The sequence below is a fragment of the Kitasatospora viridis genome, from assembly GCF_007829815.1.
GTDB lineage: Bacteria > Actinomycetota > Actinomycetes > Streptomycetales > Streptomycetaceae > Kitasatospora > Kitasatospora viridis.
Map to the genome: position 1 here is coordinate 5,850,980 of NZ_VIWT01000001.1, position 25,160 is coordinate 5,876,139.

At 73.5% G+C, this 25,160-nt stretch carries 28 protein-coding genes; 14 read left to right on the forward strand and 14 right to left on the reverse strand.

The genetic code is table 11. The features are described from left to right. Window positions 1–3: 3 nt before the first annotated feature. Together FHX73_RS26265 and FHX73_RS26270 are read left to right on the forward strand one after the other, a co-directional pair. Window positions 4–684, forward strand: coding sequence for a nucleoside deaminase (locus FHX73_RS26265; protein ID WP_145907675.1), 681 nt, complete (start codon window positions 4–6; stop codon window positions 682–684). A gap of 142 nt (window positions 685–826) precedes the next feature. After that, a complete protein-coding gene (locus FHX73_RS26270) occupies window positions 827–1,630 on the forward strand; it encodes a VOC family protein (RefSeq protein WP_145907678.1) in 804 nt (267 codons plus the stop codon). 60 nt (window positions 1,631–1,690) lie between these two features. On the opposite strand, the gene FHX73_RS26275 is transcribed toward FHX73_RS26270, so the two are convergent. After that, the gene (locus FHX73_RS26275; RefSeq protein ID WP_145907681.1) at window positions 1,691–1,903 is read right to left on the reverse strand and encodes a hypothetical protein; all 213 of its coding nucleotides are present in this window, start codon (window positions 1,901–1,903) and stop codon (window positions 1,691–1,693) included. 135 nt (window positions 1,904–2,038) lie between these two features. On the opposite strand from FHX73_RS26275, the gene FHX73_RS47310 reads away from it, so the two are divergent. After that, window positions 2,039–2,170: a hypothetical protein gene (locus FHX73_RS47310; RefSeq protein WP_281292704.1), complete on the forward strand. Its 132-nt coding sequence runs from the start codon at window positions 2,039–2,041 to the stop codon at window positions 2,168–2,170. 16 nt (window positions 2,171–2,186) lie between these two features. Here FHX73_RS47310 and FHX73_RS26280 read toward each other — a convergent pair whose 3' ends face one another. After that, window positions 2,187–3,575: an NADP-dependent succinic semialdehyde dehydrogenase gene (locus FHX73_RS26280; RefSeq protein WP_145907684.1), complete on the reverse strand. Its 1,389-nt coding sequence runs from the start codon at window positions 3,573–3,575 to the stop codon at window positions 2,187–2,189. Between the two features lie 84 nt (window positions 3,576–3,659). Here FHX73_RS26280 and FHX73_RS26285 point away from each other — a divergent pair, with 84 nt between their 5' ends. Next, a complete protein-coding gene (locus tag FHX73_RS26285; protein WP_145907687.1) occupies window positions 3,660–4,457 on the forward strand; it encodes a DNA-formamidopyrimidine glycosylase family protein in 798 nt (265 codons plus the stop codon). Between the two features lie 31 nt (window positions 4,458–4,488). Here the strand turns inward: FHX73_RS26285 and FHX73_RS26290 are convergent, their stop codons facing one another. The 3 genes from FHX73_RS26290 to FHX73_RS26300 form a co-directional block, all read right to left on the reverse strand. Then, window positions 4,489–4,986 carry a VOC family protein gene (locus FHX73_RS26290; protein WP_145907690.1) on the reverse strand — a complete coding sequence of 166 codons (498 nt, stop codon included), beginning with the start codon at window positions 4,984–4,986 and terminating at the stop codon, window positions 4,489–4,491. A 116-nt stretch (window positions 4,987–5,102) separates the two neighbouring features. Beyond that, entirely contained in the window at window positions 5,103–5,657 is a 555-nt protein-coding gene (locus FHX73_RS26295) for a hypothetical protein (protein WP_145907693.1), read from the reverse strand. A gap of 103 nt (window positions 5,658–5,760) precedes the next feature. Further along, on the reverse strand, window positions 5,761–6,423 hold the full coding sequence (locus FHX73_RS26300; RefSeq protein ID WP_246213726.1) for a GTP cyclohydrolase II: 663 nt from the start codon (window positions 6,421–6,423) through the stop codon (window positions 5,761–5,763). Window positions 6,424–6,543: 120 nt separating this feature from the next. Here FHX73_RS26300 and FHX73_RS26305 point away from each other — a divergent pair, with 120 nt between their 5' ends. Together FHX73_RS26305 and FHX73_RS26310 are read left to right on the forward strand one after the other, a co-directional pair. Next, entirely contained in the window at window positions 6,544–6,996 is a 453-nt protein-coding gene (locus FHX73_RS26305) for a MarR family winged helix-turn-helix transcriptional regulator (protein WP_145907699.1), read from the forward strand. A gap of 285 nt (window positions 6,997–7,281) precedes the next feature. Beyond that, on the forward strand, window positions 7,282–8,130 hold the full coding sequence (locus FHX73_RS26310; protein ID WP_145907702.1) for a lysozyme: 849 nt from the start codon (window positions 7,282–7,284) through the stop codon (window positions 8,128–8,130). 77 nt (window positions 8,131–8,207) lie between these two features. On the opposite strand, the gene FHX73_RS26315 is transcribed toward FHX73_RS26310, so the two are convergent. Beyond that, on the reverse strand, window positions 8,208–8,864 hold the full coding sequence (locus FHX73_RS26315; protein WP_145907705.1) for a hypothetical protein: 657 nt from the start codon (window positions 8,862–8,864) through the stop codon (window positions 8,208–8,210). A 107-nt stretch (window positions 8,865–8,971) separates the two neighbouring features. On the opposite strand from FHX73_RS26315, the gene FHX73_RS26320 reads away from it, so the two are divergent. The 3 genes from FHX73_RS26320 (at window position 8,972) to FHX73_RS26330 (ending at window position 11,380) form a co-directional block, all read left to right on the forward strand. Next, window positions 8,972–10,444: a CYTH and CHAD domain-containing protein gene (locus FHX73_RS26320; protein WP_145907706.1), complete on the forward strand. Its 1,473-nt coding sequence runs from the start codon at window positions 8,972–8,974 to the stop codon at window positions 10,442–10,444. Window positions 10,445–10,522: 78 nt separating this feature from the next. Next, the gene (locus FHX73_RS26325) at window positions 10,523–10,957 is read left to right on the forward strand and encodes a VOC family protein (protein WP_145907709.1); all 435 of its coding nucleotides are present in this window, start codon (window positions 10,523–10,525) and stop codon (window positions 10,955–10,957) included. A 27-nt stretch (window positions 10,958–10,984) separates the two neighbouring features. After that, on the forward strand, window positions 10,985–11,380 hold the full coding sequence (locus tag FHX73_RS26330; RefSeq protein WP_145907712.1) for a hypothetical protein: 396 nt from the start codon (window positions 10,985–10,987) through the stop codon (window positions 11,378–11,380). 13 nt (window positions 11,381–11,393) lie between these two features. Here FHX73_RS26330 and FHX73_RS26335 read toward each other — a convergent pair whose 3' ends face one another. Beyond that, a complete protein-coding gene (locus FHX73_RS26335; RefSeq protein WP_145907715.1) occupies window positions 11,394–12,353 on the reverse strand; it encodes a YncE family protein in 960 nt (319 codons plus the stop codon). Between the two features lie 329 nt (window positions 12,354–12,682). On the opposite strand from FHX73_RS26335, the gene FHX73_RS26340 reads away from it, so the two are divergent. Beyond that, the gene (locus FHX73_RS26340) at window positions 12,683–13,210 is read left to right on the forward strand and encodes a hypothetical protein (RefSeq protein ID WP_145907718.1); all 528 of its coding nucleotides are present in this window, start codon (window positions 12,683–12,685) and stop codon (window positions 13,208–13,210) included. 18 nt (window positions 13,211–13,228) lie between these two features. Here FHX73_RS26340 and FHX73_RS26345 read toward each other — a convergent pair whose 3' ends face one another. Together FHX73_RS26345 and FHX73_RS26350 are read right to left on the reverse strand one after the other, a co-directional pair. Further along, window positions 13,229–13,951 (reverse strand): leucine-rich repeat domain-containing protein, encoded by a 723-nt coding sequence (locus FHX73_RS26345; protein WP_145907722.1) that lies wholly within the window; start codon window positions 13,949–13,951, stop codon window positions 13,229–13,231. After that, the gene (locus tag FHX73_RS26350; protein ID WP_145907725.1) at window positions 13,948–14,601 is read right to left on the reverse strand and encodes a tetratricopeptide repeat protein; all 654 of its coding nucleotides are present in this window, start codon (window positions 14,599–14,601) and stop codon (window positions 13,948–13,950) included. Before FHX73_RS26350 ends, FHX73_RS26345 begins: the two co-directional genes overlap by 4 nt. Before the next feature lie 184 nt (window positions 14,602–14,785). On the opposite strand from FHX73_RS26350, the gene FHX73_RS26355 reads away from it, so the two are divergent. From FHX73_RS26355 to FHX73_RS26370, 4 genes are all read left to right on the forward strand, one after another. Then, the gene (locus FHX73_RS26355) at window positions 14,786–15,460 is read left to right on the forward strand and encodes a hypothetical protein (RefSeq protein ID WP_246213727.1); all 675 of its coding nucleotides are present in this window, start codon (window positions 14,786–14,788) and stop codon (window positions 15,458–15,460) included. 149 nt (window positions 15,461–15,609) lie between these two features. Beyond that, complete coding sequence (locus FHX73_RS26360; RefSeq protein ID WP_145907731.1) at window positions 15,610–19,326, forward strand: nSTAND1 domain-containing NTPase; 3,717 nt, start codon at window positions 15,610–15,612, stop codon at window positions 19,324–19,326. A gap of 153 nt (window positions 19,327–19,479) precedes the next feature. Next, the gene (locus tag FHX73_RS26365; RefSeq protein ID WP_145907734.1) at window positions 19,480–19,920 is read left to right on the forward strand and encodes a hypothetical protein; all 441 of its coding nucleotides are present in this window, start codon (window positions 19,480–19,482) and stop codon (window positions 19,918–19,920) included. 198 nt (window positions 19,921–20,118) lie between these two features. Further along, a complete protein-coding gene (locus FHX73_RS26370; protein WP_145907737.1) occupies window positions 20,119–20,664 on the forward strand; it encodes a Uma2 family endonuclease in 546 nt (181 codons plus the stop codon). A gap of 177 nt (window positions 20,665–20,841) precedes the next feature. On the opposite strand, the gene FHX73_RS26375 is transcribed toward FHX73_RS26370, so the two are convergent. Genes FHX73_RS26375 through stsB form a run of 5 tightly spaced genes read right to left on the reverse strand, consistent with a single transcriptional unit; the run spans window position 20,842 to window position 25,081 of the window. Further along, window positions 20,842–21,627, reverse strand: coding sequence for an ABC transporter permease (locus FHX73_RS26375; RefSeq protein ID WP_170305030.1), 786 nt, complete (start codon window positions 21,625–21,627; stop codon window positions 20,842–20,844). A 5-nt stretch (window positions 21,628–21,632) separates the two neighbouring features. After that, window positions 21,633–22,571, reverse strand: coding sequence for an ABC transporter ATP-binding protein (locus FHX73_RS44910; RefSeq protein ID WP_170305031.1), 939 nt, complete (start codon window positions 22,569–22,571; stop codon window positions 21,633–21,635). After that, the gene (locus tag FHX73_RS26385) at window positions 22,556–23,344 is read right to left on the reverse strand and encodes a S26 family signal peptidase (protein ID WP_145907745.1); all 789 of its coding nucleotides are present in this window, start codon (window positions 23,342–23,344) and stop codon (window positions 22,556–22,558) included. The genes FHX73_RS44910 and FHX73_RS26385 overlap by 16 nt, the downstream gene beginning before the upstream one ends. After that, on the reverse strand, window positions 23,334–23,627 hold the full coding sequence (locus FHX73_RS26390) for a PqqD family protein (protein ID WP_170305032.1): 294 nt from the start codon (window positions 23,625–23,627) through the stop codon (window positions 23,334–23,336). Before FHX73_RS26390 ends, FHX73_RS26385 begins: the two co-directional genes overlap by 11 nt. Further along, on the reverse strand, window positions 23,624–25,081 hold the full coding sequence (gene stsB, locus FHX73_RS26395; RefSeq protein ID WP_145907750.1) for a StsB family radical SAM/SPASM domain sactipeptide maturase: 1,458 nt from the start codon (window positions 25,079–25,081) through the stop codon (window positions 23,624–23,626). Before stsB ends, FHX73_RS26390 begins: the two co-directional genes overlap by 4 nt. Window positions 25,082–25,160: the final 79 nt, after the last annotated feature.

The following is a 25,160-nucleotide window of genomic DNA, read 5'->3' on the forward strand; positions in this document are numbered from 1 at the left end:
CAGATGGACGGGGCGGAGTTCGACAGAGTGGGCTTCGACGGGGCGGGGTCCGAGGGGGCGGGGTTCGACGAGGCCTGGGCCGGCGCGCCGGCGGCGGTGCGCCGCTGCCTGGAGCTCGCGCACCAGTCGCTGGCCGGCGGCGGGCTGGCCGTCGGCGCGGTGCTGGTGGACGGGGCGGGCCAGGTCCGCGCCGAGGGCCGCAACCGCGCCTACGACGGCCCGGGCGGCCCCGACCCGTTGCAGGGCACCCCGCTCGCGCACGCCGAGCTGAACGCGCTGGCCCAGGTCCGCACCGGCTGCGACCTCGGCCGGCTGACCCTGTGGAGCACCCAGCAGCCGTGCGCGATGTGCCGGGCGGCGGCCGAGTTCACCGGCGTCGGCGCGGTGCGCCACCTGGCCCCCGACCCGTGGGCGCTGGCCGCCGAGCGCGGTGGACCGGGCCCGGCCGGGGCGAGCGACGAGTGGCTGGTCGCCGCCAACCTGCTGTTCCTGCAGAGCGTGCTCGACTCGGCCGACGCCGAGCACCCGACGGTGCGCCGCAACCGGGAACTGGAGCCGGAGACCTCGGCCCTGCTGCTGCCCGGCCGCCCGCCCGGGGCGGGCGCGGCCGAGCTGCTCCGCCCGCTCTGGCCCGCCCTCGGCCGGGCCGCCGCCGCCCGCCGGGCGCGCCTGGCCGCCGGCTGACGCGCGCTCAGTCCCGGCCGCCGGCCGCCCGGTCCGGGGCGCGACGCCCCGACGGCGGGTCCGTGCGAGCCGGGGCCCGGCCGGGTACGGTCGGACCAGCTCGGGCCCGACCGGTGACCCGGCGGGCAGGGAGGCGGGTGCGATGACCGAGCCAGCGACGGCCGGGTTGGAACGCGGAGCGGTGGTGCGGTGCGTGCCGGCCGCCCCCAGCTGGGTGAGCCTGACGGCCGGAGACCTGGACGGCGCCACGGCGTTCTACGGCGAGCTGCTCGGTTGGACCTTCAGCCGGGGCCCGGACCGCTGGGGCCCCTACGTCCGCGCGCTGGTCGGCGGCACCTCCGTCGCCGGGATCAGCGGCTCCTCGGACCTCCAGCTGCCGGTCGCCTGGACCACCTTCTTCGGCACCGAGGACGCCGACGCGCTGGCCGAGCGGATCCGGGCCCGCGGCGGCACGGTGGCGATCGGCCCGCTCGGCTTCGACGCGGGCCGGATCGCGATCGCCTCGGACCGGTCGGGCGCGCCGTTCGGCTTCTGGGAGGGCGACGCCCGCGCGGGCGTGGTGCTCAACGAGATGCCCGGCGCACCGGCCTGGATCGAGCTGCGCACCAAGGACGCGTTCGACTCGGCGCTGTTCTACGGCGAGGTGTTCGGCTGGGACAACCGGGAGCCGGGCGAGTTCGACGTGCGCTGGGAGCACGACCGGGTGGTGCTGCGCTCCCACGGGCACGGCGTCGCGGCCCTGGTCAACGCCACCGACCCGGAGGCCCGGCCGAGTTGGAACGTCTACTTCTCGGTGGCCGACGCGGACGCCTCGGCGGCGCTGGCCGAGCGGCTGGGCGCCGACGTGCTGGGCGAGGTGCGGGACAGCCCCTACGGCAGGTGGGTGGACCTGCGCGATCCGCAGGGCGGCCGGTTCTCGCTGCTCGGTCCGCGCGACCCGGCCTGACGCCGGGTCGGACCCCAGGCGGCGGGCCACGGCGCAGGGCCTCGGCACCGGGCCGCCGGGTCAGGCCCGGTCCACCTGCGCGCCGCAGCGCCAACAGACCACCGGCGGCCGGGCCTCGGCGAGCGCGCCGCACTCCTCGCAGACCAGCGGCAGCAGGCACGCGCTCTCGCCGCCGCCCGGCTCGGGCCCGGTCGGCGGCGTGCGGTCCGGCGGCGTGCGGTCCGGCGGCGTGCCGTCCGGCGCCTCGCCCCGCTCGGGGTGTTCCTCGGTCACACCCCGAGCGTACTCATCCACCGTCCGGGCGAACCAGGGCGCGGCGCGGTTTGGCCACCAACGACCCGGGTACCGCTCGCTCCAAGATCACGGAGATCACCGGGATCTCCGCGGTCCCGAGCCGAGGAGGCCGACATGGAGCGTGAGATCAGCACTGCGGGTGAGCCGGGCCAGCACCCGGAGCAGCCGCAACGCCACGCCCTGGAGGAGGACACCGACTTCGAGCACAACGACGTCGAGTGGTACGCCGTGCTGGGCGAGGACTGACGGTCCGTCGGACCGGTCAGGCGATCCACACCGTGGTGATGTTGCAGAACTCCCGAATACCGTGCCCGGACAGCTCGCGCCCGTAGCCCGAGCGGCGGACCCCGCCGAACGGCAGCGCCGGGTGCGAGGCGGTCATCCCGTTGAAGAACACCCCGCCGGCCTGGATGTCGCGCACGAAGCGCTCCTGCTCGGCGTCGTCGGTGGTCCACACGTTGGAGCTCAGGCCGAACGGCGTGTCGTTGGCCAGTTCCACCGCGTGGTCCAGGTCCTCGGCCCGGTAGAGCGTGGCGACCGGGCCGAAGGCCTCCTCGTGGTGGATCCGCATCCGGTCGGTGATCCCGCTGAGCACCGTCGGCGGGTAGTACCAGCCCTCGCCGGCGCTCTGCGGGACCTCCACCTCGCACTCGACGGCGGCCCCGAGCGCCAGCGCGTCCGCGACCAGTTCGCCCAGCTCCTCGCGGCCCTGCGCGGTGGCCAGCGGACCCACCTGGGTGTCCTCCCGCATCGGGTCGCCGACCCGCAGCGCCCGCATCCCCGCCACGAAGGCCGCCCGGAACTCCTCGTACACCGCCCCGTGCACGATGAACCGCTTGGCCGCGATGCAGGACTGCCCGTTGTTCTGCACCCGGGCGGTGACGGCCGTGCGGGCCGCCGCCGCGACGTCGGCCGAGGGCAGCACCACGAACGGGTCGCTGCCGCCGAGCTCCAGCACCGTCTTCTTGACCTCGTCCCCGGCCACCGCGGCCACCGAGCGCCCGGCGCCCTCGCTGCCGGTCAGCGTCGCCGCGACCACCCGGGGGTCGCGCAGCACGTCGGCCACCGCCCGGGAGTCGATCAGCAGGGTCTGGAAGCAGCCGTCCGGGAAGCCCGCGCCGCGGAACAGGTCCTCCAGGTAGAGCGCGGTCTGCGGCACGTTGGACGCGTGCTTGAGCAGGCCCACGTTGCCCGCCATCAGGGCCGGCGCCGCGAACCTGACGACCTGCCAGAGCGGGAAGTTCCACGGCATCACCGCCAGCACCGGGCCCATCGGGCGGTACCGGACCAGCGCCCGGGCCGCGCCGGCGTCGGTCACGTCCTCCGGCGAGGGGTGCTCGTCGGCCAGCAGCGCGGGAGCCCGGTCCGCGTACCAGCGCATCGCCTTGGCGCACTTGGCCGCCTCGGCCCGGGCCGCCGTGATCGGCTTGCCCATCTCGGTGGTCATCAGCTTGGCGATGGTCTCCTGGTCGGCGTCCAGCAACTCGGCCGCCCGGTGCATCAGCTGGGTCCGGCGCCCGAAGTCGGTCAGCCGGTACTGCTCGAAGGTCTGCACGGCGCGGGCCAGCCGCTGCTCCACGGCGGCGGGCGAGTACGGCTCGAAGGTCCGCAGGGTCTGTCCGGTCGCCGGGTTCACGGTCGCGATCGCCATCGGTCGTCTCCTGGAGGCAGGTGGAGGGTGGGCTGGATCTCCGGTCGAGCCTAGGGAAGCGGGGGCGGGGTGCATGCTTGTGACATGCCCGAGGGTGACACCGTCTTCCGCATCGCCGACCAGTTGCACCGCGCCCTGGCAGGGCGGGTGCTGACCGCCGCCGACCTGAGGGTGCCCGGGCTCGCCACCGTCCGGCTGACGGGCCGCCAGGTGCTGGAGGTGCGCCCGCGCGGCAAGCACCTGCTGACCAGGCTGGACGACGGCCGGACCCTGCACACCCACCTGCGGATGGACGGCCGCTGGCTGCTCCACCCGGCCGGCACGCGCTGGACCGGCGGGCCCGCGCACGAGATCCGGGTGGTGCTCGGCACCGCCGAGCAGACCGCCGTCGGCTACCGGCTCCCCGTGGTGCAACTGCTGCCCACCGCGCGGGAGGCCGAGGCGGTCGGCCACCTCGGCCCGGACCTGCTCGGGCCGGACTGGTCGGTCGAGGAGGCGCTGCGCCGGCTGGCCGCCGAGCCCGGTCGCCCGGTGGCCGCCGCACTGCTCGACCAGCGCAACCTGGCCGGCCTCGGCAACGTGTACGCCAACGAGCTCGCCTTCATGGCCGGCGTGACCCCGTGGGCGCCGTTCGGCTCGCTGCCCGCGCCAGAGCGGCTGCTGGCCAAGGCCCAGTACCTGCTGCACGCCAACCGGCTGCGCCCCGGCCACCCGACCACCGGCGACCCGCGGCGCGGCCGCGACCACTACGTGTACGGCCGCGCCCGCCAGCCCTGCCGGCGCTGCGGCACGCCGATCCGCACCGGGAGCCAGGGCGAGCCGCCGCAGGACCGGGTGGTGTTCTGGTGCCCGCGCTGCCAGCGGGGGCCGGCGCCGGGCTGAGCGCTTCGACGAGTGCGGGTGGGCGGTCGGTTCAGGTCGCGGAGCCGGCCGCCGCGCCGGTGGCGAGGTCGGCGCCCCAGCGCTCGATGGCGCCCTGGAGGTCGAGCTGGCGCGGTCCGGCGAGCTCGGCCGTCGGCCAGTCCTCGCGCGGCACCCGCCACATCACCTCGAACTCGTTGCCGTCCGGGTCCTTGGCGTAGAAGGACTTGGAGACGCCGTGGTCGGAGGCGCCGACCAGGGCGCCGTGCTCGCTCAGCACCCGGCCGGTCTCGGCCAGCTCGCCGAGGGTGCCGACCTCCCAGGCGAGGTGGTAGAGCCCGACCCGGCCGGGCTGCGGGCCGGGGGCGTCGGCGCCGATGGCGAACAGGCCGAGGTCGTGGTCGTTGAGGGTCTCGCTCGCGCTGAGGAACGCGGCCCGGCCGGGGATCTCGGCGTCGACCTTGAAGCCGAGCACCTCGGTGTAGAAGGCGACGGAGGTCGCCACGTCGCGGATGTACAGCACCGCGTGGTTCAGGCGGCGGACGGGCATGTCGGGTTCTCCTAGCCGGCGGGGACGGGCAGAGTGGTTCAAATTTGAACCTCGATGGAACGACAGTACCTCGCGGTTCGAATTTGAACAACCACCCGCGCCGTGGCCCGCGGCGGTCAGGGCATGGCGGCGAAGAGCGTCACGGTGGCCAGGGCGAAGACCGCGATGACGGCGAGCCAGAACGCCAGGAACCCGTTCGCCACCCGCTTGGCGCGCCGGGGTTCGGCCACCCGGAGGAAGTCGGCGCCGAACACCGCGCGGGCGCCCAGCAGCAGGCCGCGCAGACCGGCCGCGAAGACCAGCAGGAGCACGCACAGGCCCATCACGCAGCCGGCCGCGGCGCTGGTGTCCGGCTGCCGGCAGTCGTGGCCGTCGCAGACCACGCCGATCGTCCGGCCCACCGGGTAGGCCGCGGGCAGGCCGTGCAGGTCGGTGGTCCAGCGCTGCTGCGCCGTGCTGACCGGGCCGGTGCAGACGTTGTCGACGGTCCGGGGCTCCTGGTGGCGGACGCACCGCTGCACCGCGAGGGTGCCGCGGGTGCCGGTCAGGCCCGCCTGGAGCAGGGTCTCCCGGCCGAGGTACCACAGGCCCGCGCCGCCGAGGCCGACGGCGAGCGTGCCAATCGCCGTGTAGCTGAGCGCGCCGTAGTCGCCCGAGTCCTGCCGTCCCATGATCGTCCCCCGAACCGCCGTGCCTGTGGGTCCTGGGAGGGTAGCGTCCGGATCCGCGCAGGTGGCGGCGGGGGTGGGGGCGGCGGAGCGCGGCGGTGCGGGCTCAGGCCAGTCGGCCGCGCAGCAGGTCGTGGGCCGGCGCGACGGCCGAGCCGTTCACCTTCGCGTGCAGGTAGCGCAGGTTGCTGGGGGAGGCGTGCACGCCGGTCGGGGTGCGCCCGGCGACCGTGATGCCGTGGGCGGCGAGCTGGGCGGCCTTGTCCGGGTTGTTGCTGAGCAGGTCGATCCGGTCGGCGCCGAGCGCGTGCAGCATCTGCGCGGCGGCGGTGTAGTCGCGGGCGTCCTCGGGCAGGCCGAGTGCCGCGTTGGCCGCGTAGGTGTCCAGGCCGGTGTCCTGGAGGGCGTAGGCGTCCAGCTTGTTGTAGAGGCCGATGCCGCGGCCCTCCTGGCGCAGGTAGAGCAGGTAGCCGCCGTGCCCGGCGATCCGCTCGACCGCCTCGCGCAGCTGCGGGCCGCAGTCGCAGCGGGCCGAGCCGAAGACGTCGCCGGTCAGACACTCGGAGTGCAGCCGGACCAGTGGCGTGGCGGTGGCGGCCGGATCGCCGAGGGCCAGGGCGAGGTGCTCGGCGCCGTCGGCGAGGTCGTGGAAGGTGAGGAAGTCGGCGTCCACCGCGTAGCCGTCGCCGAAGCGCAGCGGCACGGTGACCCGGGTGCGGACCCGGGCCGGGGCGGGCTGCTGCCGCGGGATGCTGCTGAGGTGCGTCAAGGTGGCCTCCGGTGGACGCGCTCCGAGCCGGTTCGGGGCGGACATGGTTCAAATTTGAAAGGTAATGGCGCGACCGTACACCGCGCTTCAAATTTGAACAACCACGATAGGATGTTCCGCATGGCAGAACCCCGGTGGCTGGACGAGCAGGAGATGGCGGCCTGGCGCGGCTTCCTCGCGGCGAGCAGCCTGGTGGCCCGCCGCCTGGAGCAGCAGCTCAAGGACGACGCCGGCCTCTCGCACACCCAGTACGAGATCCTGGTGCACCTGTCCGCCGCCCCCGGCCACTCGCTGCGGATGACCGACCTGGCCGACCGGCTGGTCACCTCCAAGAGCGGGCTCACCTACCAGGTCGCCCAGCTGGAGAAGTCGGGGCTGGTCGGGCGGCGGTCCTGTTCGAGCGACGTGCGCGGGGTCTTCGCGTACCTGACGGACCAGGGCATGGCGGCGCTGCGGGCGGCGGCGCCCGGCCACGTGGCGGCGGTGCGCGAGACGCTGATCGACGTGCTGGACCGCGAGCAGCTCGCGGCGGTCGCGGAGGCGCTCGGCGAGGTGGCCCGCAGGCTGCGCTGACGCGGCGTCGGCTCCGGCGGGGCGGGCCGGACGGGGGTGTTGTCCGACCTCCCGTCAACGCGCGTAGCGCACCGGTGAACGGGGAGTGGACCGGGCTGGTCTACGCGGGTCCTGGTGGGAGTCCGGCGACTGAGTGGGCTTCAGTTCCCTAGCGGCGCAAGCGGGTTCGCCGCTACGCTCGCCGAGCGCGGTCATGCCAATCATTGGTATGCATCGAGCGCATGGGTGCACCCCTCGCACATCGCACATGTGGTACTCATCCCTGCCAGGCCACAAGGAGCGACCATGTCTCACCGCACGGCCCGCACCACCAGGCTCTCCCGCCTCGGCGCCCTCGGCGTCGGCACCGTCTGTGCCCTCCTGCTCGCGGCCACCGCCGCCGTCCCCGCCCAGGCGGCCGACGCCGCGCACGGCTTCGTGCCCAGCCACCCCGACCGCGACTTCGCCGGCTCCACGGTCGTCGCCCACGAGGGCCGCGGCCCGTCCGGCGGCATCAGCCCGCTGGTCACCCAGACCTCCGGCCTGGACGTCTCCAGCTACCAGGGCAACGTCGACTGGGCCACGGTCGCCGCGAACGGCGGCTCCTTCGCCTACGTCAAGGCCACCGAGGGCACCGGCTACACCAACCCGTACTTCGCCCAGCAGTACAACGGCTCCTACGACTACGGGCTGATCCGCGGCGCCTACCACTTCGCGCTGCCGAACGCCTCCAGCGGCGCCACCCAGGCCACCTACTTCGTCAACCACGGCGGCGGCTGGTCCGCCGACGGCAAGACCCTGCCGCCGGCCCTGGACATCGAGTACAACCCCTACGGCGCCACCTGCTACGGCCTGAGCCAGAGCGCGATGGTCAGCTGGATCGCGAGCTTCAGCAACACGGTGGACAGCCTGACCGGCCGTTACCCCACCATCTACACCACCACCGACTGGTGGAGCACCTGCACCGGCAACTACGGCGGCTTCGGCGCCACCAACCCGCTCTGGATCGCCCGCTACAACACCTCGCCGGGCACCCTGCCGAACGGCTGGTCCTACCAGACCTTCTGGCAGTACGCCGACTCCGGCACCTTCCCCGGTGACCAGGACTACTTCAACGGCGCACCGGACCGGCTGCAGGCGCTGGCCGACGGCTGACGACTGACGGCTGACGACCGGTCAGCCCGTCCGGTGCTCCTGAGCGCCCCGGCCCGGGGAGTCCTGGGTCGGGGCGCTCAGGAGACGATCTTCCCCACCACGAAGACCACGGCCGCCGCGCCGGCCGCGCCGCCGGCGCCCTTGCCGAGCAGCGAGACGGCCGAGCGGATCCGCGGGCGCCAGTGGGACCGGCGCAGGCGGACGGCCAGCGCGGGCGACGCCGCCTCGACACCGACCACCAGGACCTGGACGGCCGAGGTCAGCACGCCGAGCGCGAAGGCCAGCACGAAGCACCAGCCGGCGGCCGGCGCGACGCCCACCGAGTGCAGGTCGCTACCGCTGACCTGTACCGGGATGCGGTCACCGGGGTCGTGCTCGCCGTTGCCCAGCGGGCCGGTGCGCAGCACCCGGCCGTCGTCGGCGCGGAAGGAGCCCACACAGCTGTAGCTCTCGTTGCGGCCCTGGCCGCTGGACACGCAGGTGCGCACGGTGAAGGTGCCGGGCGTGCCGGCCAGGCGGCTCGCGTAGGCCACGTTGCCGCCGGCCCACCAGCCGACGGCGGCGCACCCGCAGAACATCAGCGCCGCCCCCACCAGGCAGATCGCCGCCAGGGCGGGGCTGCGCCGGGGCGGCTGGGCGTGCGGTCTGCCGTGCCGACCCGGTCCGGACCCGGCCTTGGATCCGTCCTTGGGCCCGGACTTGGTGCGTGGGCGGCGTGGCGCGGCTGCCGACATGGTGATGGACCCCGTTCCGTGCGGTTGCCCGCGCATCATGCCAGGTGAACGGGGTGCGGGCGGCGGGTGGGGTGCAGTGGTCGGGGCGACGCGGGAAGCTTGGGAACATGGCCGCCGAACCCGCCCGGACCCGGGCGCTGGCGTACCAGGGGCTGCCGAGCAGGCCCGTGCGTCCGCGCGGGCTGCCGCACGTCGCGGCGGTGGTCCCCGCCGGGGCGGGGGAGCCGGCGCGGTCGGTGCGGGTCTGCTGGGACACCGCCGACCTGCGGCTGATCGCGCACGGCGTGCTGCTGGAGCGGTCGGCGGGCCCGGCCGGGGCGCCGGAGTGCTGGCTGGCGACGCTGCCCGACGGGACCGAGCACCGGGCCGCCGCACTCGCCGAGTTGGACGACCGGCTCCGCGCCTACACCGCGGGGCGCCCGCTGCGACCGGCGCTGCGGATCAGCAGTCGCCGCACCCGCTCGCTGCTGCTCGACCGGGAGCGGCACACCCTGGCCGAGCTGGACCGCACCGAGTCACTGGCGCAGCGGCTGGGCGACCGGGCGGCGCGGCTCGCGGGGTGGGACCGGACCGAGGTCCGGCTGGTGGCGGGGCGGCGGGGGCTGCTCCACGAACTGGACGCGCGGCTGCGCGCCGACGGCCTGACCGCCGCGCCGGCCGGGGTGCCCGTGCCTGCGCCTGTTCCTGTGTCAGGGCGTGGTGGCGGGCGGGCGGTCGAGCAGGGCACCGCTGGCGCGGCGCTGGCGGGCTACCTGCGGGACCAGAGCGCCGAGTTGCTGGCACTGGACGGTGCGGTGCGGCGGGACGAGGCGGACTCGGTGCACCGGATGCGGGTGTGCGCGCGACGGCTGCGCAGCGCGCTGACCGCGGGGCGTCCGCTGCTGCGCGGGCGGCGGCGGGTGGCCGAGCTGGCGGGTGAACTGCGCTGGCTGGGGAGGGTCCTGGGCGAGGCGCGGGACGCGGAGACGACGGGGGAACGGCTGCTGGCCGGCGCGGCCGAGCGGCCGGGCACGGCTGACGGGGTGTCGGACGCGCTGCGCCTGGTGTTCCGGGAGCGGTATGCGCAGGCCTTTCTGACGGTGCGTGAAGTCCTGGACGGTGAGCGGTACTTCGCGCTGCTCGCGGAGCTCGAACGGATCGCCGCGGCGCCGCCGCTGCGCGCGCGGGCGGGGCGCGGCAAGCGGGAGCTGGAGCGCCTGGTGCGCGGCGAACGGCGGCGCACCGGGCGCCGGTTGCGCACCGCGCTGGCCCTGCCGCCCGGAGCCGGGCGCGACGAGGCGCTGCACGGGGCCCGCAAGGCGGCGAAGCGGGCGCGCTACGCGGCGGAGCTGGCGGGCGCGACCCGCCTGGCGACCCGGCTGCACGCCGTCCAGGACGCCCTGGGCCGCTACCAGGACGCGGTGGTGGCCCAGGCCCTGCTCCCCGAACTCGCGGCCCGGGCCCGGGCGGCCGGCGCGGACACCTTCGGGTACGGCGTGCTGTACGCGGCCCAGCGCCCGGAGGCCGAGGCGGCCCTGGCGGCCGCGCTGCCGGCCTGGCGCCGCGCGCGGGGGCGGCGGCTGTGCCGGGTGGATCGCTGACCTTCTCTCAAAATGCGCATGAAAATGCGTATTTCCGGCCGGGATTAATGGGTTGAACCCCCCTGCTATGGTGGCGCGATGGCATCGGTTAAGCAGGTCCAGGTCACGTTCGACTGCGCGTCGCCTCGGCGCGTCGGTCTTTTCTGGTGCGAGGTGTTGGGGTACGTCGCAGCCGCGCCGCCGGAGGGTTTCGCGTCCTGGGACGAATACGACAGTTCGCTCCCGGCCGAGAAGCGGGATACCTGGTTCGTGGCCAGTGACCCCGAGAAGGTGGGTCCGCGGCTCTACTTCCAGCGCGTCCCCGAGGGCAAGGTCGTCAAGAACCGGGTGCACCTCGATGTGCGGGCCGGCACCGGACTCGTCGGTGACGAGCGCGTCGCCGTGCTGGAGGCCGAGTGCGCCCGGCTGGTCGCGCTCGGCGGGACCCGGCTGCTCCTGCTGACCGCCGACGAGGAGAACGAGTCGTGCCTGCTGATGCAGGACGTCGAGGGCAATGAGTTCTGCCTCGACTGAGTACCCGTCGCAGGCGTGGGGGCGGACGTGCTGATCGAGTTCGCCTGCCGGCGGTGCGGCGCCCGCCTGTCGAAGCCGGTGGAGCGCCGTGAACTGGAGCCCCTGCCACGGGTGTCGGGCCGGGAGCACTACACCTACGGCCCGTCGACGGTGGTGGCCGGGGCCACCGCCGTCGACCCGGATTCGTGCACGCGTGCCGGTGCGGCCGCCACCTGGGTGATCAACCCGCTGGACGGCGTTGGGCTGCGGCCGCACACGGACTCGTCCCGGCTCTACGGGTGCTGCCGGCGGGACGGGATCAACGGACCGAACCTGCTGTGCGCCGGGTGCGGCAGCGAGGTCGGCATCGAGATCTCGGACTGCTGGACCGAGCACGACATCAGGCTGTTGAGCTCGGCGGTGACCGTGGAGCAGGTTCAGTAGGCCTCAGTAGGGCTCAGTAGGCGAGGATCTGCAGCGCGCTGCCGCCGCGGTCCTGGCCGGTGGCGTACAGGGTCCGGGAGTTCGGGGCGAGGGCCAGGCCGCCGAAGTCGGTCAGGGCGAAGCCGGTGACGTCCTGCGACGGGAGTGCGGCGCCGGTGGCGGTGTCGAAGGCGAGCACCGCCGGGTGCCCGGCCGGGTAGGCGTCGGGCACGTAGAGCCGGGTGCCGTCGGCGGAGACCACGGGGGCGGCGAGCTGGGAGTAGCCGTCGGTCAGGGTGAGCCGGGCGGTGACCGTGTCGGTGCCCGGGTCGACGCGCAGGCCGGTGCCGTCGGCGACGTCGTTGACGGCGTAGAGCGCGGTGCCGTCCGGGCTGAGGGCCAGGCCGTCCATGCCGGCGCTGCCCGGGACGGTGCCGGCCACGGTGGGCACCGCGGTGCTGGTGTCCAGGTGCACGATGCCGACCTCGGTGGAGACGTAGGCGCTGCGGCCGTCCGGGCGGACCGCGATCGACAGCAGCTGGCCGCCCGGGAGTTGGACGCTGCCGATGACGGCCTGCCGCGCGGTGTCGTACACCCAGACGCGGCCCGCGGTCGGCGCCGAGGTGCCGGGGGCGGGGCCGTCCTGCGCGAGGTAGACCAGGGAGCCGTTGACCGCGACGGTGCCCGCCACGCCCGGGCCCCAGCCGGTCGGGCGCGGCTCGTCCGGCAGGACCAGCGAACTCACCACGCTGGGCTTGTGCTTGGTGGTGTCGATCACCGACAGGGTCTCGCCGTTGACCACGTAGAGCCGGCTGCCGTCGGCGCTGAGCGCCGGGCGGTCCCGGGTCCACTCGGTCAGGCCGAGGTCGAGCGTGGCGATCACCCGGTCGTGGGCGGTGCTCACGGTCCGGAGCCGGGTGTGGCCGTCGGCGTCCTGGGCGACGGCGTAGGCGCGCCTGCCGTCCGGGCCGAGCAGCGGCCCGCTGGGCGGCATCGAGCTGCTGCCCAGCTGGACCAGCCCGGGGGAGCCGGGCTTCGCGGCGGTCTGGGGTGCCTGGGGTGTCTGGGATGCCTGGGGTGTCCGGGCGGCTTGCGCGACCGGTGCGGCGAGTGCCGCGAGTGCTCCCGCGGTGACCAGTGCGGTTAACCAACGGCCAGGTGTGGCAACGGACTTCATGAGTTCCCTCCCCATGCGGAGCATCGCCGAACGCGATGTGCGGGCAGGCTAGTCCACCGGGGCGGCCCGGCGCGGGCGATTCGCCGACCGGCTGCCCGGCGGATTCTCGGTGGGGTCCGTGAGGTGCGGATGTCAGACTCCTCGTCATGTCGAACTCGTACGCGCGGCCGATCCTGCGGACCGCCGATCTCGCCGAGGCGCTGGCAACCGTCGCCCGACTGTTGGAGCACGCCGACACCGGGGAGTTGGAGGTGGACTTCGACGCCCGGGTGCCGGGCGCCGAGGCGCTGGCGCCACTGGTCGAGCTGGTCCCGAACATCGACCGCTGGCCCGCGACGGGTGGGGGCGGGGAGGCCGCCGTGCGGGTCCAGGCCTGGGGGATGCCGCCGGAGCTGGCCGGGCCACTGCTCGCCGCGGTGGGCGGAGCGCCGGCGACCCTGCGGTGGGACTTCGCCGGTTGGCTCGACGCGCCCGCGATCGGCCTCGGCCGGGGCGGCAGCAGGGGTTCGTACGTGACGGTGTGTCTGAACCTGCGCGACCTGGACCTGCGGGAACCCGCGCCGGACCACACGGTCTTCGTGCACGTGGCCCACCGCGAGGCCGAACGTGCGCCGTGGTTGGCGGAGCAGGTGGGGCTGGCGCCGATCGGGGAGTTGGTGATGGCGCCGCTCTGAGCGGACCTCGCCGCGCGGTCAGGTGAGCACGATGCAGCCGCGCTCCGCGAGGCCGGCCAGCAAGGCGGGGTCGGGGTCGGGGGTGAGCGGGTTCCAGCGGAGGTCGAGCTTCTCCAGCGCGGGGAGGTCGGCGAGCCAGGATGGCAGCGTGGTGATCCGGTTGGCGCGCAGGTCGAGGTGGCGCAGCAGGGGGAGGGCCGCCAAGGGGGCCGGGATCTGCGGGAAGGCGTTCTCGCGCAGGTCGAGGTGCCGGAGGTTGGCCAGCTCGGCCGTCGAACCGGGAAGGCAGTGCAGGGAGTTGCCGCGCAGCCAGAGTTCGCGCAGCTCGGACAGGGCGCCCAGGGAGGCGGGCAGCTCGGTCAGTTCGGCGTGCTGGCAGCGCAGTTCCACCAGGGCGGCGAGGCCGCCGAGGCCGGCGGGGAGGGCCCGGAGCGGGTTCTCGCCGGCGTTGAGGTAGCGCAGGCGGGACAACTCGCCGAGGGAGTCCGGGAGTTCGGTGAGCCGGTTGTCGTGCAGGTACAGGTAGCGGCTCAGGTCGGGAAGCCGGGCCGGGACCTCGGTCAGCGCGTTGTGGCCGAGGTCGAGGGTGTGCAGGTGCCGGAGGCCGGCGATCCGCGGGGAGAGCGCGGTGAGCCCGTTGTCGGCGAGGACGAGGACTTCGAGGTCGGTCAGGTCCCACACCGACTCCGGTACGGTGCCCAGCTCCTGGCGCCAGAGGTCGAGCGTCCTGGCGGTGTTCACGACGGCAGGGAAAGGTCCGCCCGGGCCTCGGCCACCCAGCCGAGCACGCCGTCCGCGCCGCTGCTCCCGGCGAGCTCGTCCGCCTCCGCGAGCAGGGGGGCCGCGTCCTCGGGCCGGCCCTGCTGGTCGGCGAGGTAGGCCAGGCCGATCAGGTTGGCGGCCACGCCCGGCAGGAAGCCGAGCTCGCGGCGCAGCCGGGTGGACTCCTCCAGGCGGGCGCGGGCGGCTTCGAACCGGTCGGCCTGCTGGTCGGCGATGCCGAGGTGGCGCAGCGCGTAGGACATGGTGAGCCGGTCGCCGGCCTCGGTGGCCAGCTCCAGGGCGCGCTCGAAGACGGGCTCCGCGGCGGCCGCGTCGCCCCGGACCACGTGGTGGAAGGCGCCGACCCAGAACACCGCCTCGGCCTTGCCGCGGGTGTCGCCGAGCACCTCGTACAGCTCGGCGGCCCGCTCGAACAGCTCCAGCTCCTGGAGGTTCTCCACCCGGTCGGTGAGGAACCGGGCGTGCAGCAGGCGTCCACGGGCCAGCGCGAGGTCCGCCTCGACCCCGTCGAGCTCGCGCAGCGCGGGCGCGATGGCGGCGGTGTGGCCGCCGAAGACGGAGTGCTCGTAGTGGATGCCGGCCTGGGCGAGTCGTGCGTCCGTGGTCATGTGATGATCGTATCGAGTGCGGCACGGTGGAGCCTTGACGGTGCCTGAGGTGACGGTGCGACAGCCCCACCGACCCCGCGCGCGGCGGACCGGCGGCGGCCGCCGCCGAACTGGGAGAATCCCGGACGGCGCAGCTGTCGGTGCGTCAGTACGACGGAAGGACAGTTCGATGCAACGAGGTCCGGTGGCGAGCCGAACCGCCCTGGGAGCGGCCGCGACCCTGCTGGCGCTCGCGGTGCTGACCGCGTGCGGACCCGGCGGGCACAAGGCGGCGGACGCCGCCCCGCCGGCCGGCGGGCACCCGATGATCCCCATGGGCGCCGGCCCGGAGCCGAGTTACACGGCGGCGGCGCAGCCCGCCCCGGGGAGCTGCCACGTGCGCCACACCCCCGACGGGCAGCCGCTGCCGGACCCGGCCTGCACCCCCGGCGCGCTCAGCCCGGCGGTCACCCAGGAGAACATCAAGGACACCATCTGCCGCCCCGGCGGCTACACCTCGACGATCCGTCCGCCGGTCAACGTGACCAACAAGGAGAAGGCGGAGAACGCCAAGTCCTACGGGTACACCGGCCCGATGGGCGACGCGGAGTACGACCACCTGATCAGCCTCCAGCTCGGCGGCGACCCCAACGACCCGCGCAACCTCTGGGTCGAGCCGCCCTCCCCGGGCCACGTGCCGGGCAAGGGCCCGAACAACCCCAAGGACTCGGTGGAAACGCACCTGCACACCGCGGTCTGCAAGGGCCAGGTCACCCTGGCGGCCGCCCAGCAGGCGATCGCCACCGACTGGACCACGGCGGAGGCGAAGCTCGGTCTCAAGGACACCTCCGCGCCGGCCGACCCGGCCGACTCGGAGTGAGCCGCGGCCGGGGCCCGGCCCGGCCTCCGGGAGTGGGCGGGGGCGACGCCGACCCACCGTCTCGCGGAAAGTCCGTCGGATCACCCGAGTTGCCCGCGTCCGGCCCGCCGTCCCGCTAGCCTGGCCGGGCCGCACGTCAGGAGGCAGCCATCGACACGCCGGCCGACTTCGCTCGGGAGCTCGACACGCTGCGCAGGGCGTCCGGCAAGTCCTACCGGCAGTTGGCCGGCGAATGCGGCCTGGGGTTCAACACCGTGGCCGGATACTGCGCCGGCCGGCACCTGCCGCAGCTCTCGGTCCGCCCCCAGTTCCACCTGCTGCTGGCCGCCCTCGGAGTGCCCCCGGGCCCGGCCCGCCAAGCCTGGTCCGAGGCCCTCGCGGCCCTGCGCGCCCAGCCGGCGCCCGGCACCGGCCCGGCCTGGAACCCCTACCGGGGCCTGCGCGCGTTCGAGAGCAGCGACGCAGCCGTCTTCCACGGCCGCGCGGAGCTGACCGCGCGACTGGTCCACGAACTGGACCGCTGCCGGTCGCGGGGCGGAGCACTGGTCGTCGTGGGCCCGTCCGGATCGGGGAAGTCCTCGCTGCTGCGGGCCGGACTGCTGGCGGCCGTCAAGTCGGCGGTACTGATCACGCCCGGGGCCGAACCGCTGGAGCAGTGGCACCGGCACATGCCGGACGCCGACGGCGGCGCCGTGGTGGTGGTCGACCAGTTCGAGGAACTGTTCACCCTGTGCACCGACGAGCAGGAGCGGGCCGCCTTCGTGACCGCGCTGCTGGAACGCCGGGCGCCGGTGGTGGTCGGTCTGCGCGCCGACTTCTACGGCCACGCGCTGCGCCACCCCCGGCTGGCCGAGCTGTTCCAGCGCTCGCAGATCGTCGTGGAGCCCATGACCGAGCCGCAGTTGCGCGAGGCCGTGGTCGAACCGGCGCGCTCCGCAGGCCTGCTGCTGGAGAGCGGGCTGGTGGAACTGCTGCTGCGCGACACCGCCCGCGAGCCCGCCGCCCTGCCGCTGCTCTCGCACACCCTGCACACCATGGTCGAGCTGGCCCGGCAGAGCGACCCGCCGACCGCCGAGATCGGCCTGGCGCACTACCGGGCGGTCGGCGGCGTGCACGGCGCCGTCGCCAGGACCGCCGAACAGGCCTACCAGTCACTCCCAGTGACGCAGCGTCAGGCCGCCCGGCGGCTCTTCCTGCGGCTGGTGCGCACCGACGACAGCACCGCGGACACCCGACGGCAGGTCACCTTCGACGAACTGGCGGAGGGCCGGCCCGCGCACGAGGCCGACGAACTGGCCGAGATGCTGGACGTCTTCGTCACCCACCGCCTGCTGATCACCGGCCCGCACACCGCGCAGATCGGGCACGAGGCGCTGCTGGCCGCCTGGCCCCGCCTGGCCGGCTGGCTGGCCGAGGACCGAGCGGGCCACCTCCTGCACGGCCGGCTCACCGCCGCCGCGCGCGAGTGGCGGGCCGACGGGCGCCCGGCCGAGGGCCTCTACCGCGGCGGTGCGCTGGCCGGCGCGCTGGAGTGGGCCCAGGAGCCCGGTCCGGCCGAGGCGCTCAATCCGCTGGAACGCGAGTTCCTCACCGCCTCGCAGGCCGCCCGCGCCGCGCGCGCGGCCGTCGAACGCCGGCGCTTACGGCGCGGTTACCAACTGGTGAGCGCCCTGATGGTGCTCGTCCTGGTCTGCGCCGGCACCGCGTTCTACGCACACCAGATCGCCGCGGGCGCCGGCCGCCAGTCGCGACTGGCGCTCTCCCGGCAGATCGCGGCAACCGCCGTGCGGCTGCGCGCCAAGGACCCGGCCCTGGCCGCCCAACTCGCCCTCGCCGCCTACCGCAGCGCGCCCACCCCCGAGGCCCGCTCGGCCCTGCTGGGATCCTCGGCAGCACCCCTGCCCCGGCGCACCCTGGCCGCCCCGGCCGGCACCGCCGTCCTGGCCTCGGCCGGAGACCTGCTGGCAACCGGCGACGACAACGGGCAGATACGCCTGTGGCGCACCGCACCGAACGGCGCGCCCGCACCGACCGGCGCGCGCCTGACGACCGGTCACGCCGTCGCGGCCCTGGCGCTCAACCGCGACGCCACCGTCCTGGCCGCGGCCGACCAGGCCGGCTCCGTACGGGTCTGGCACCTCGGCGACACCGACGGCCCCGTGCCGCTGCCGCTGCCCCCGGCGAGCGGGGGCCGGGTCCTCGCACTCGCGTTCAGCCCCGACGGCACGTTCCTCGCCGCCGGAGCAGCCGACGCGTCCACCTACCTGTGGCAGCTGGGAACCGGCTCCCCGCCCGACCGACTGACCGGCGCGCGCAAGGCCGTCAAGAGCGTCGTCTTCACCCCCGACGGCCGAACCCTGGCAGCGGCCGGCGACGACGGCACCGCGCACCTGTGGAACCTGCCCGCGACCGGCCCGCCAGAACCGCTGGCCACCCTCGACGGGCCCACCGGCGAGATCTTCGCACTCGCCGTCTCCCCCGACGGCCGCACCCTGGCCGCCGGCACCGCGGCCGACCACGCCGTCTACCTCTGGAACATCGCCGACCCCGCGCACCCCGGCACACTCGGCGCACCGCTGACCGGGCCGGCGAGCTGGATCAACACCGTCGCGTTCAGCCCCGACGGGAGCACGCTGACCGCCGGCAGTTCCGACACGCTCAGCTGGCAGTGGGACCTCGCCTCCCGACGCCTGATCGCCACCCTGCCGCATCCGGCACCCGTCACCGCAGCCGTCTACCGTGACGCGCACACCCTCCAAACCCTGGCCGGCGACGGCGTCCTGCGGACCTGGGACGTACCCGGCCCGGCCCTGGCCGACAGCGCCCAGCAGGTCTTCTCGGTCTCCTTCAACGCCTCCGGCACCCGCCTGCTGGCCGCAGCCGGCGACGCCAGCCTGACCCTGTGGAACACCGCCGACCCCGCGCACCCCACACGCGCCGCCGCACCGGTCACCGGCCAGGGACCGGGTGCGCCGCTCGCCGGCGCCTCGGCACTCACCCCCGACGGGACCACCGAGCTCGCGGGCACCACCGACGGCTCGGTCCGCTGCTGGGACGTCACCGACCCCGACCACCCCCGCCCGCTCAGCGGCCCACTCCCGCTCGCCCGCGCCACGATCGAGGCGATCGCGCTCAGCCCCGACGGCCGCACGGCAGCGATCTCCAGCGACGACGGCTCGGTCCACCTGCTCGACCTCACCGACCCCGCCCACCCCACCGTCACGGCGGACCTGACCGGGCCCACCGCAACCGCCTACGGAGTCCGCTTCAGCCCGGACGGCCACCTGCTGGCCGTAGCCGGCGGAGACGCCAGGGGCTACCTGTGGGACGTCCGGGACCGCGCCCACCCCCGGCTGCTGACCACCGTGACCGGACTCGGGGCCGCCGCCTACGCCACCGCCTTCAGCCCCGACGGCCGACTGCTGGCCTTCGGCACCGCCGACTCCTCCGTGCGGCTGGTCGACCTGACCCGGCCTCAGCGGCCGGTCCTGCTGCCCACCCTCCTGGTCGGACCGGTCGGCGAGGTCTACGAACTCGCCTTCGCCCCCCGCACCGACCGGCTCGCCGTCAGCAGCGCGGACGGCAGCATCTGGCTCTGGCAACTGGGCACCGGGACCAACGGCCGCCTCGCGGCGCCCGTGCTCCTCGCCACCCTGCAGGCCGCCGCCGGCGGACTGTTCACCGTCGCGTTCAGCCCCGACGGGCACACCCTGGCCGGCGGCGGCAGCGCCGGCACCGTGCAGCTGTGGGACACCGACCCCGGCTCCGTCGCCGCCCGGATCTGCGACCACGGCGGTGACCCGATCACCCCGGCCGAATGGCACCGCTTCCTGCCCGACCAACCCTTCGATCCCCCCTGCCACTGACCGGCTGAGCGGCCCCGGTGCCCTGATGGACCGTCAGCGCCCGGGTGTACGGGGTTGTACGAGACCGGTACGGACCGCCACAAGACCGGCCGCCACCTCGGTAGACCAGCACCAGGCCACGAACACGGGCCACCGACCGAGGAAGGACACGACATGCGCACCCACACCAAGACGGCCACCGTCCTGGCCGCCGCAGCACTGATCGGCGCCGCCGCACTGAGCGCGGCCCCCGCGGCCTCCGCCACCGACAGCGGCGGCGACGGCAACCCCGCCACCGACTGCCCCGGCGGCTACACCGTCGCCTCCACCTCCATCCACGACTACAACGGCGCGGTCGTCGGCCTGGTCGAGATGCGCTGGTCCGCCGCGTGCTCGGGCAACTGGACCCGCGTCACCTCCTACATCGGCTCCTACCACCTCGAAGCCGAGATCGGCGAAGGCGCCGACTACACCCCGAGCGCGATCGCCAACGACACCGCCACCCAGAACTTCACGCCCTACCTGCGGGTGTCCCCGAGCCAGTACATGTGCTCGCTGGGCACCATCGCCGTGACCAACGACATCCAGTACACCGCGCAGATCTGCTCGAACTGACCCACCCGTACCACCCGGCCGGCCCGGGCCGCTCAAGCAGCCTGACCGCCTGAGAGGCCGCACACGTCGGCGGGGACGCGAACCACGGCGTCCCCGCCGAGCCCCCGAGCGGCCCGCACCCATTCGACGAGACGGCCGGCGCGGGCTCACTGCTGGGCGGTGGCCCCTATCCTGGGAGGCGCCAGGAAGGAGCCGTTGATGAGCGTCGACGCGGTCATGCGCACCGAGTTCCCCGCGGGGCACGTGGTCTTCTTCGGTGCCGACGGCAAGGTGATCATGACCCCGCGGAGCTTCGAGCACTCCAGCACGATCAAGTCGATGCAGATCGACTCGCTCTCGCTCGGCCGGCACGCGAAGACTGTCTCCGACGTTTACCTGGACTTCCCAGCTGACGAGAACTCGGCCCCGGACTTCGCGATCCTGCGGGAGGACGCGCAGCGGCAGGGCAAGCGCTACGGCTTCGAGGACGTGCTGTTGATCGCCGAGGTGGTGTCGGTCTCCTCCGCGCGCAAGGACTACGACGACTGCACGGCGAAGTACGGCCGCTACGGCATCCCGGTCTACGTGGTCGTGGACCCGTACGCCGCAGAGGTCGTCGTCCACACCCAGCCCACCGGCTCCGGCTACATCGCGGCCCACACGCACAAGTACGGTTCGGGCAAGCTGCCCATCGAGCTGGCCGACGGGCGGACCTACACTCTCGACCTGGACGAGCTGCCCCGGCCCGAGGCCGACGCTCGCTGACAGCCCATGAGGCCGGCTCGCGCGTGAGGTGGGTTTCGGCCGGGAGAGCGGCGATCCTCAGCACGGCTGAGACGACGGCGCGGCAGTCCGGGATCTGCCGGGTCGGACCCGAGCCCGCCCTCAGACCGAGGTCGTGGAGCGTCGTGACGATGCCCTGCGGGTTCGCCGGAGTCGGGCTCAGAGGTTGTCGGCTCGCTTGATCAGCGAGCGGAGCACCACGGATGCGAACCCCGAGGCGACGCACAGCATGAGCGCGCACCAGGCGAGCGAGGTGCCCGGTGGTGACAGGGTTGCGGCGCGCATGCAGTCGAGCCCGTAGGTCACCGGGTTCACGTAGGAGAGGTAGCGGGCCAGCGGAGCCATGCCGTTCTGTGGGTAGAACGACGGACTGGCGAAGAGCAGGATCTGGAGGGAGATGTTCCCGAGGATCATGAATCGCCGGAACTCCCGGATCAGCGTTGCCACCAACAGGTACGCGCAGTTCACCGCGGCCCCGACCGACGCGCCCGCGAGCAGCAGCGCGAGCCACCTGGTCCCGCTCCAGCCGACGTCGAACACCAGGGCTGCGAGCGTCATCGTCACGAACGCCTGGACGAGCACCATGGACATGCCGGCGATGATCTTCCCGCTGAAGTAGGCGGTGCGCCGCAGCGGGTAGGACCATATTTCCAAAGACATCCGGCTCATCTCCTCCTGGAAGAGAGCCGTGCCGACCGTCAGCGAGGAACTGAGGATCGCGGACATGATGACCGTCGGCACGATGAACTCGCCGTACGGCACCTCGTGCCCGTCGTAGGCGACCGAGGGCATGATCCGCCCCATCGAGGCGGAGAGGATGAGCAGGTAGACCACGGTCGGCGCGATGGACAGGACGAGATTGACCCGGTCCCTGGTCAGCAGCACGGCCTCCCGGTAGACGGTCGCGCGGAAGCCGCCGCCTCGTCGCTGGACGGGAAGTGCCATGGGGCTCATGCCCTTTCGGTGAGTCGGATGAATGCTTCCTCCAGGGAGACGCAGGAGAACGCGATGCTGCGGATCGCCCCGGCGCGGCCGGCCCAGTACTTCAGCAGGGTGGAGACGAATCCCTCCAGATCGTCGCCGATGACCTCGATCCTGATCCGGTCCAGTGACTTCAGGGCCACCCCGTGGGTTCCGGCGATCTCCCGCAGTTCGTCCGGGCCGACCTCCTCGGCGAAGGTGACCACCGCCGAAGTGCCGCCGAACTCGGCCGTGATGTCCCCGTGCGGCGCGTTCCGGATGATCCGCCCCTCCTTGAGGACGATCACCTGCGAGCAGTTCTGCTCGATCTCGTCCATGTTGTGGCTCGTCAGCACGAGCGTGACGCCGTGCTCCGCCCGGAGCCTGCCCAGGTGGTCCCAGAGCCTCCGACGCCCCGTGGGGTCGAGTCCGATCGACGGCTCGTCGAGGAGGAAGAGCCTGGGTGCCACCACCAGGGAGCGCACGATCTGGACCCGGCGCTGCTGGCCGCCGGAGAGGGTGAAGGCCACCTTGTCCATGCAGGACCCCAGGTTGAACTCATCGACCAGCTCGGTCACCCGGCCCCGGGCCTGACGCCAGGTCAGTCCGCGGAAGGCGACGGCGATCTTGATGTTGTCGCGGACGCTGAGCATCATGTCCATCGGGGAGGACTGGTGCACGACCGCCAGCGACCGCTTGGTCCCCGAGGCGTCGGTGAAGGGGTCTCCTCCGAACACCCTGACGGTCCCGCTGGTGGGTCGGGTCACGCCGCAGAGGAGCTTGACGAGCGTGGTCTTGCCGGCGCCGTTGGGGCCGAGCAGCCCGACCGACTGCCCCTCCTCCAGCGTGGCACTGATGTCGTCGATGGAATTGCCGGCAGCACCGCGGTAGCGCTTGACCAGTTGCGAAACGGCTACGGCTTCAGGCACGGGTCCACCACACCAGACAGGAAGGAGAGGAAAAGGGGAACGACGCCATCCGCCGCCACGGCCTCGCCGAAGCCCGACGGACGCACCTGGACATCGGTCAGCGCACTGGGGATGAAGTCGTGGGTCCCGGCCGCGCCCTCGCCGATCATTCCGCCGATCAGCAGGGCCACAGTGGCGAACCGGGGCCACTCGATCTCGGTCAACGAGGAGAAGTCGCGCACCGCGAGCGGGTTGCACGCGACCACGAGGTCGAAGCCGGCGAGCTCGTCGCGCAGGAGCCGGAGAGCACCCGGGTCCGAGCCGACTCCTGCCACGGGAATCACCCGCACCTCGTGGCAGGGGCACGGGAAACCGGGCCGGGGGACCGCCGAGAAGATCCAGGGCTGGACCCGGATCGGTTGTCCGTCCGGCCGGTCCGCCGCGCGGGGACCGGGCACCCGCCAGGTCCTGGCCCCGGGGCCGGCGGGCAGCGGGACCTTGCCGAGGAAACTCGCCGGCGTCACCACCGGGTCGACGAACCAGTGGTTGTCGCCGGCGGTCCGGATCTCACGCTCGGCGCGGTCCACCGCCCGGTGCACCAGGACGCGTCCTGCCTGTTCGAAGGCTATGACGTCGCCGACCTCGACCTCGTCGAACGGGGCGGCGACCAGCGTCACGCGGCCCCCGGTGGCCAGTGCCGGCAGCATGCTGTCACCCGACACCGTCACCCGGGCACGGCCCCTGACCGCCAGCGCGGTGCGCAGCAGCGCGACGGCGGCCGGGTCAGCAGTCATCGCCGGCGGTGTCGGTGCGCACGAGGATGGCGCCCTCCACCAGGGTCGCGAGGAACCGGTGGACGTCGCGGGCGATCACAGCGCCCTCGTCGGCGTCACCGGCCGAGTACTTCTCCACCAGGACGTCGCTGACCTGCTGTTCGCAGGCCCCGTCGGTGATCAGGTGCCAGATCTGCGCGGCGCTGTCGTTGAGGGTCCGGAACTCCCCCGAGTCGGTGTCGTACAGGCGGACCTCGTTCCCGGCCCCGGTCCACACGACCGACTCGCTGATCTCGTACGTCATGATGCACATCCCTTGCCGGCGGACCGGGTGGCGACGAGCGGGAGCGACTTGCGGACCGTCAGCTCGGCCTTCCAGTCCTCGTGGACGGGATGGAGCTCACCGGTCCGGACGAGGTAGGGGGAGAAGGCGTCGGGATCCTCGACCAGCGTTCTGGGCCCCGCTCCGACCGCCGCCCAGATCGACGAGATCATCTGGTGGCGCAGTTGGCGGCAGAGCTGCCGGGAGTTGCGCCGGTAACTGCCGGAATCCGCCATGTGGTAGGCCCGGCAGCCGCCGCCGCAGGCGGCACGGATGTAGCACTCGGCGCAGTCGGTGTGGACCGATCCACCCAGGACCGCGCTGCTCTCCCGCATCTCGGCCAGCACCGGATCGGCGAAGATCTCAGCCAGCTTCTGGGTGCGCACGTTGCCGGCGATGTCGAGCGGGGCGGTGATCAGCTTGCACGGATAGACATTGCCGAGCGAGTTGACGTAGATCTCGACGCCACCCATGCCGCAGTTGCCCTTGACCGAGCACGGTTTGGCCGCCTTCGGCCCCTCGGGAAGGAGGTGCTTGGCCGCGGGGTGGGTCCAGGTGAACGCATGGCCGGCCAGGTATTCCTGCCAGCCGTAGGTCGCGTCGTCCTCCTTGCCCCGACCCAAGGCGCTCTGCTGCATGACGCGGACCATCCTGATGTCGAATCCGCTGGCGAACTCGGCGAATTGCTCCATCGTGGCCGCGTTGTCCTTGCCCACCACATGGTTGATCACCGGTCGGACGCCGTGCTCGTTCAACAGCTTCAGCGCGTGGAGCGTCTTGCGGAAGGTTCCCCGGCCGCGTGTGCGCTCGTGGCTCTCCTCGGTGGAGCCGTCCATGCTCACCGTCACCAGGTCGAAAATCTCCGACATCTCCTCGGCAACGGCGGAATCACGTACCAGTGTGGCGTTGGTGATGATGTTCGTCCGCAGTCCGAGGGACCGGGCATGGCGTACCACCGAGAACAGGTCGCGGCGCATCATGGGCTCACCGCCGGTGAATATCACCGTGGTGGCGCCCAGGTCGGCGATTTCGTCCATGAGCGCCATTGATTCGGCCGTGTCCAGTTCCCCGGGGAGAGCTTTCTCCGACGACGCGTAGCAGTAGGGGCAGCGCAGATTGCAGCCGTCGGTGATGGCGTAGTACACCAGCTTGAGTCCCGGCGCCGCCATGACCGGTCTGGGCTCGCGGCCGGGCAGGTAGATCACGTAGTGCAGGAGCAGGTAGGCCAGGCTGCGCTCCACGTCCCGGGGCGAGATCCCGGCTGCACCCGCTCCCCGCTCGCGGTCCACGAGTGCGGCCAGGACGGCGTACTGGACGTCGTCCGGAGTGCACCATGCGGAGATCTCCGGGTTGACCAGCAGCCTTCGGCCTTCGGAGTGAAACCGGACCAGGTCCGGGGGGACGATGAAGTCGTCCCATGAGTCGATGAGCCCCATTGATCGAAAGCCTCCTCTGTTCCGCGGGGCCGCCGCCGACCGGTGGGTTCGGCGGCGGCCCACTCATTCGTCCTCGTGG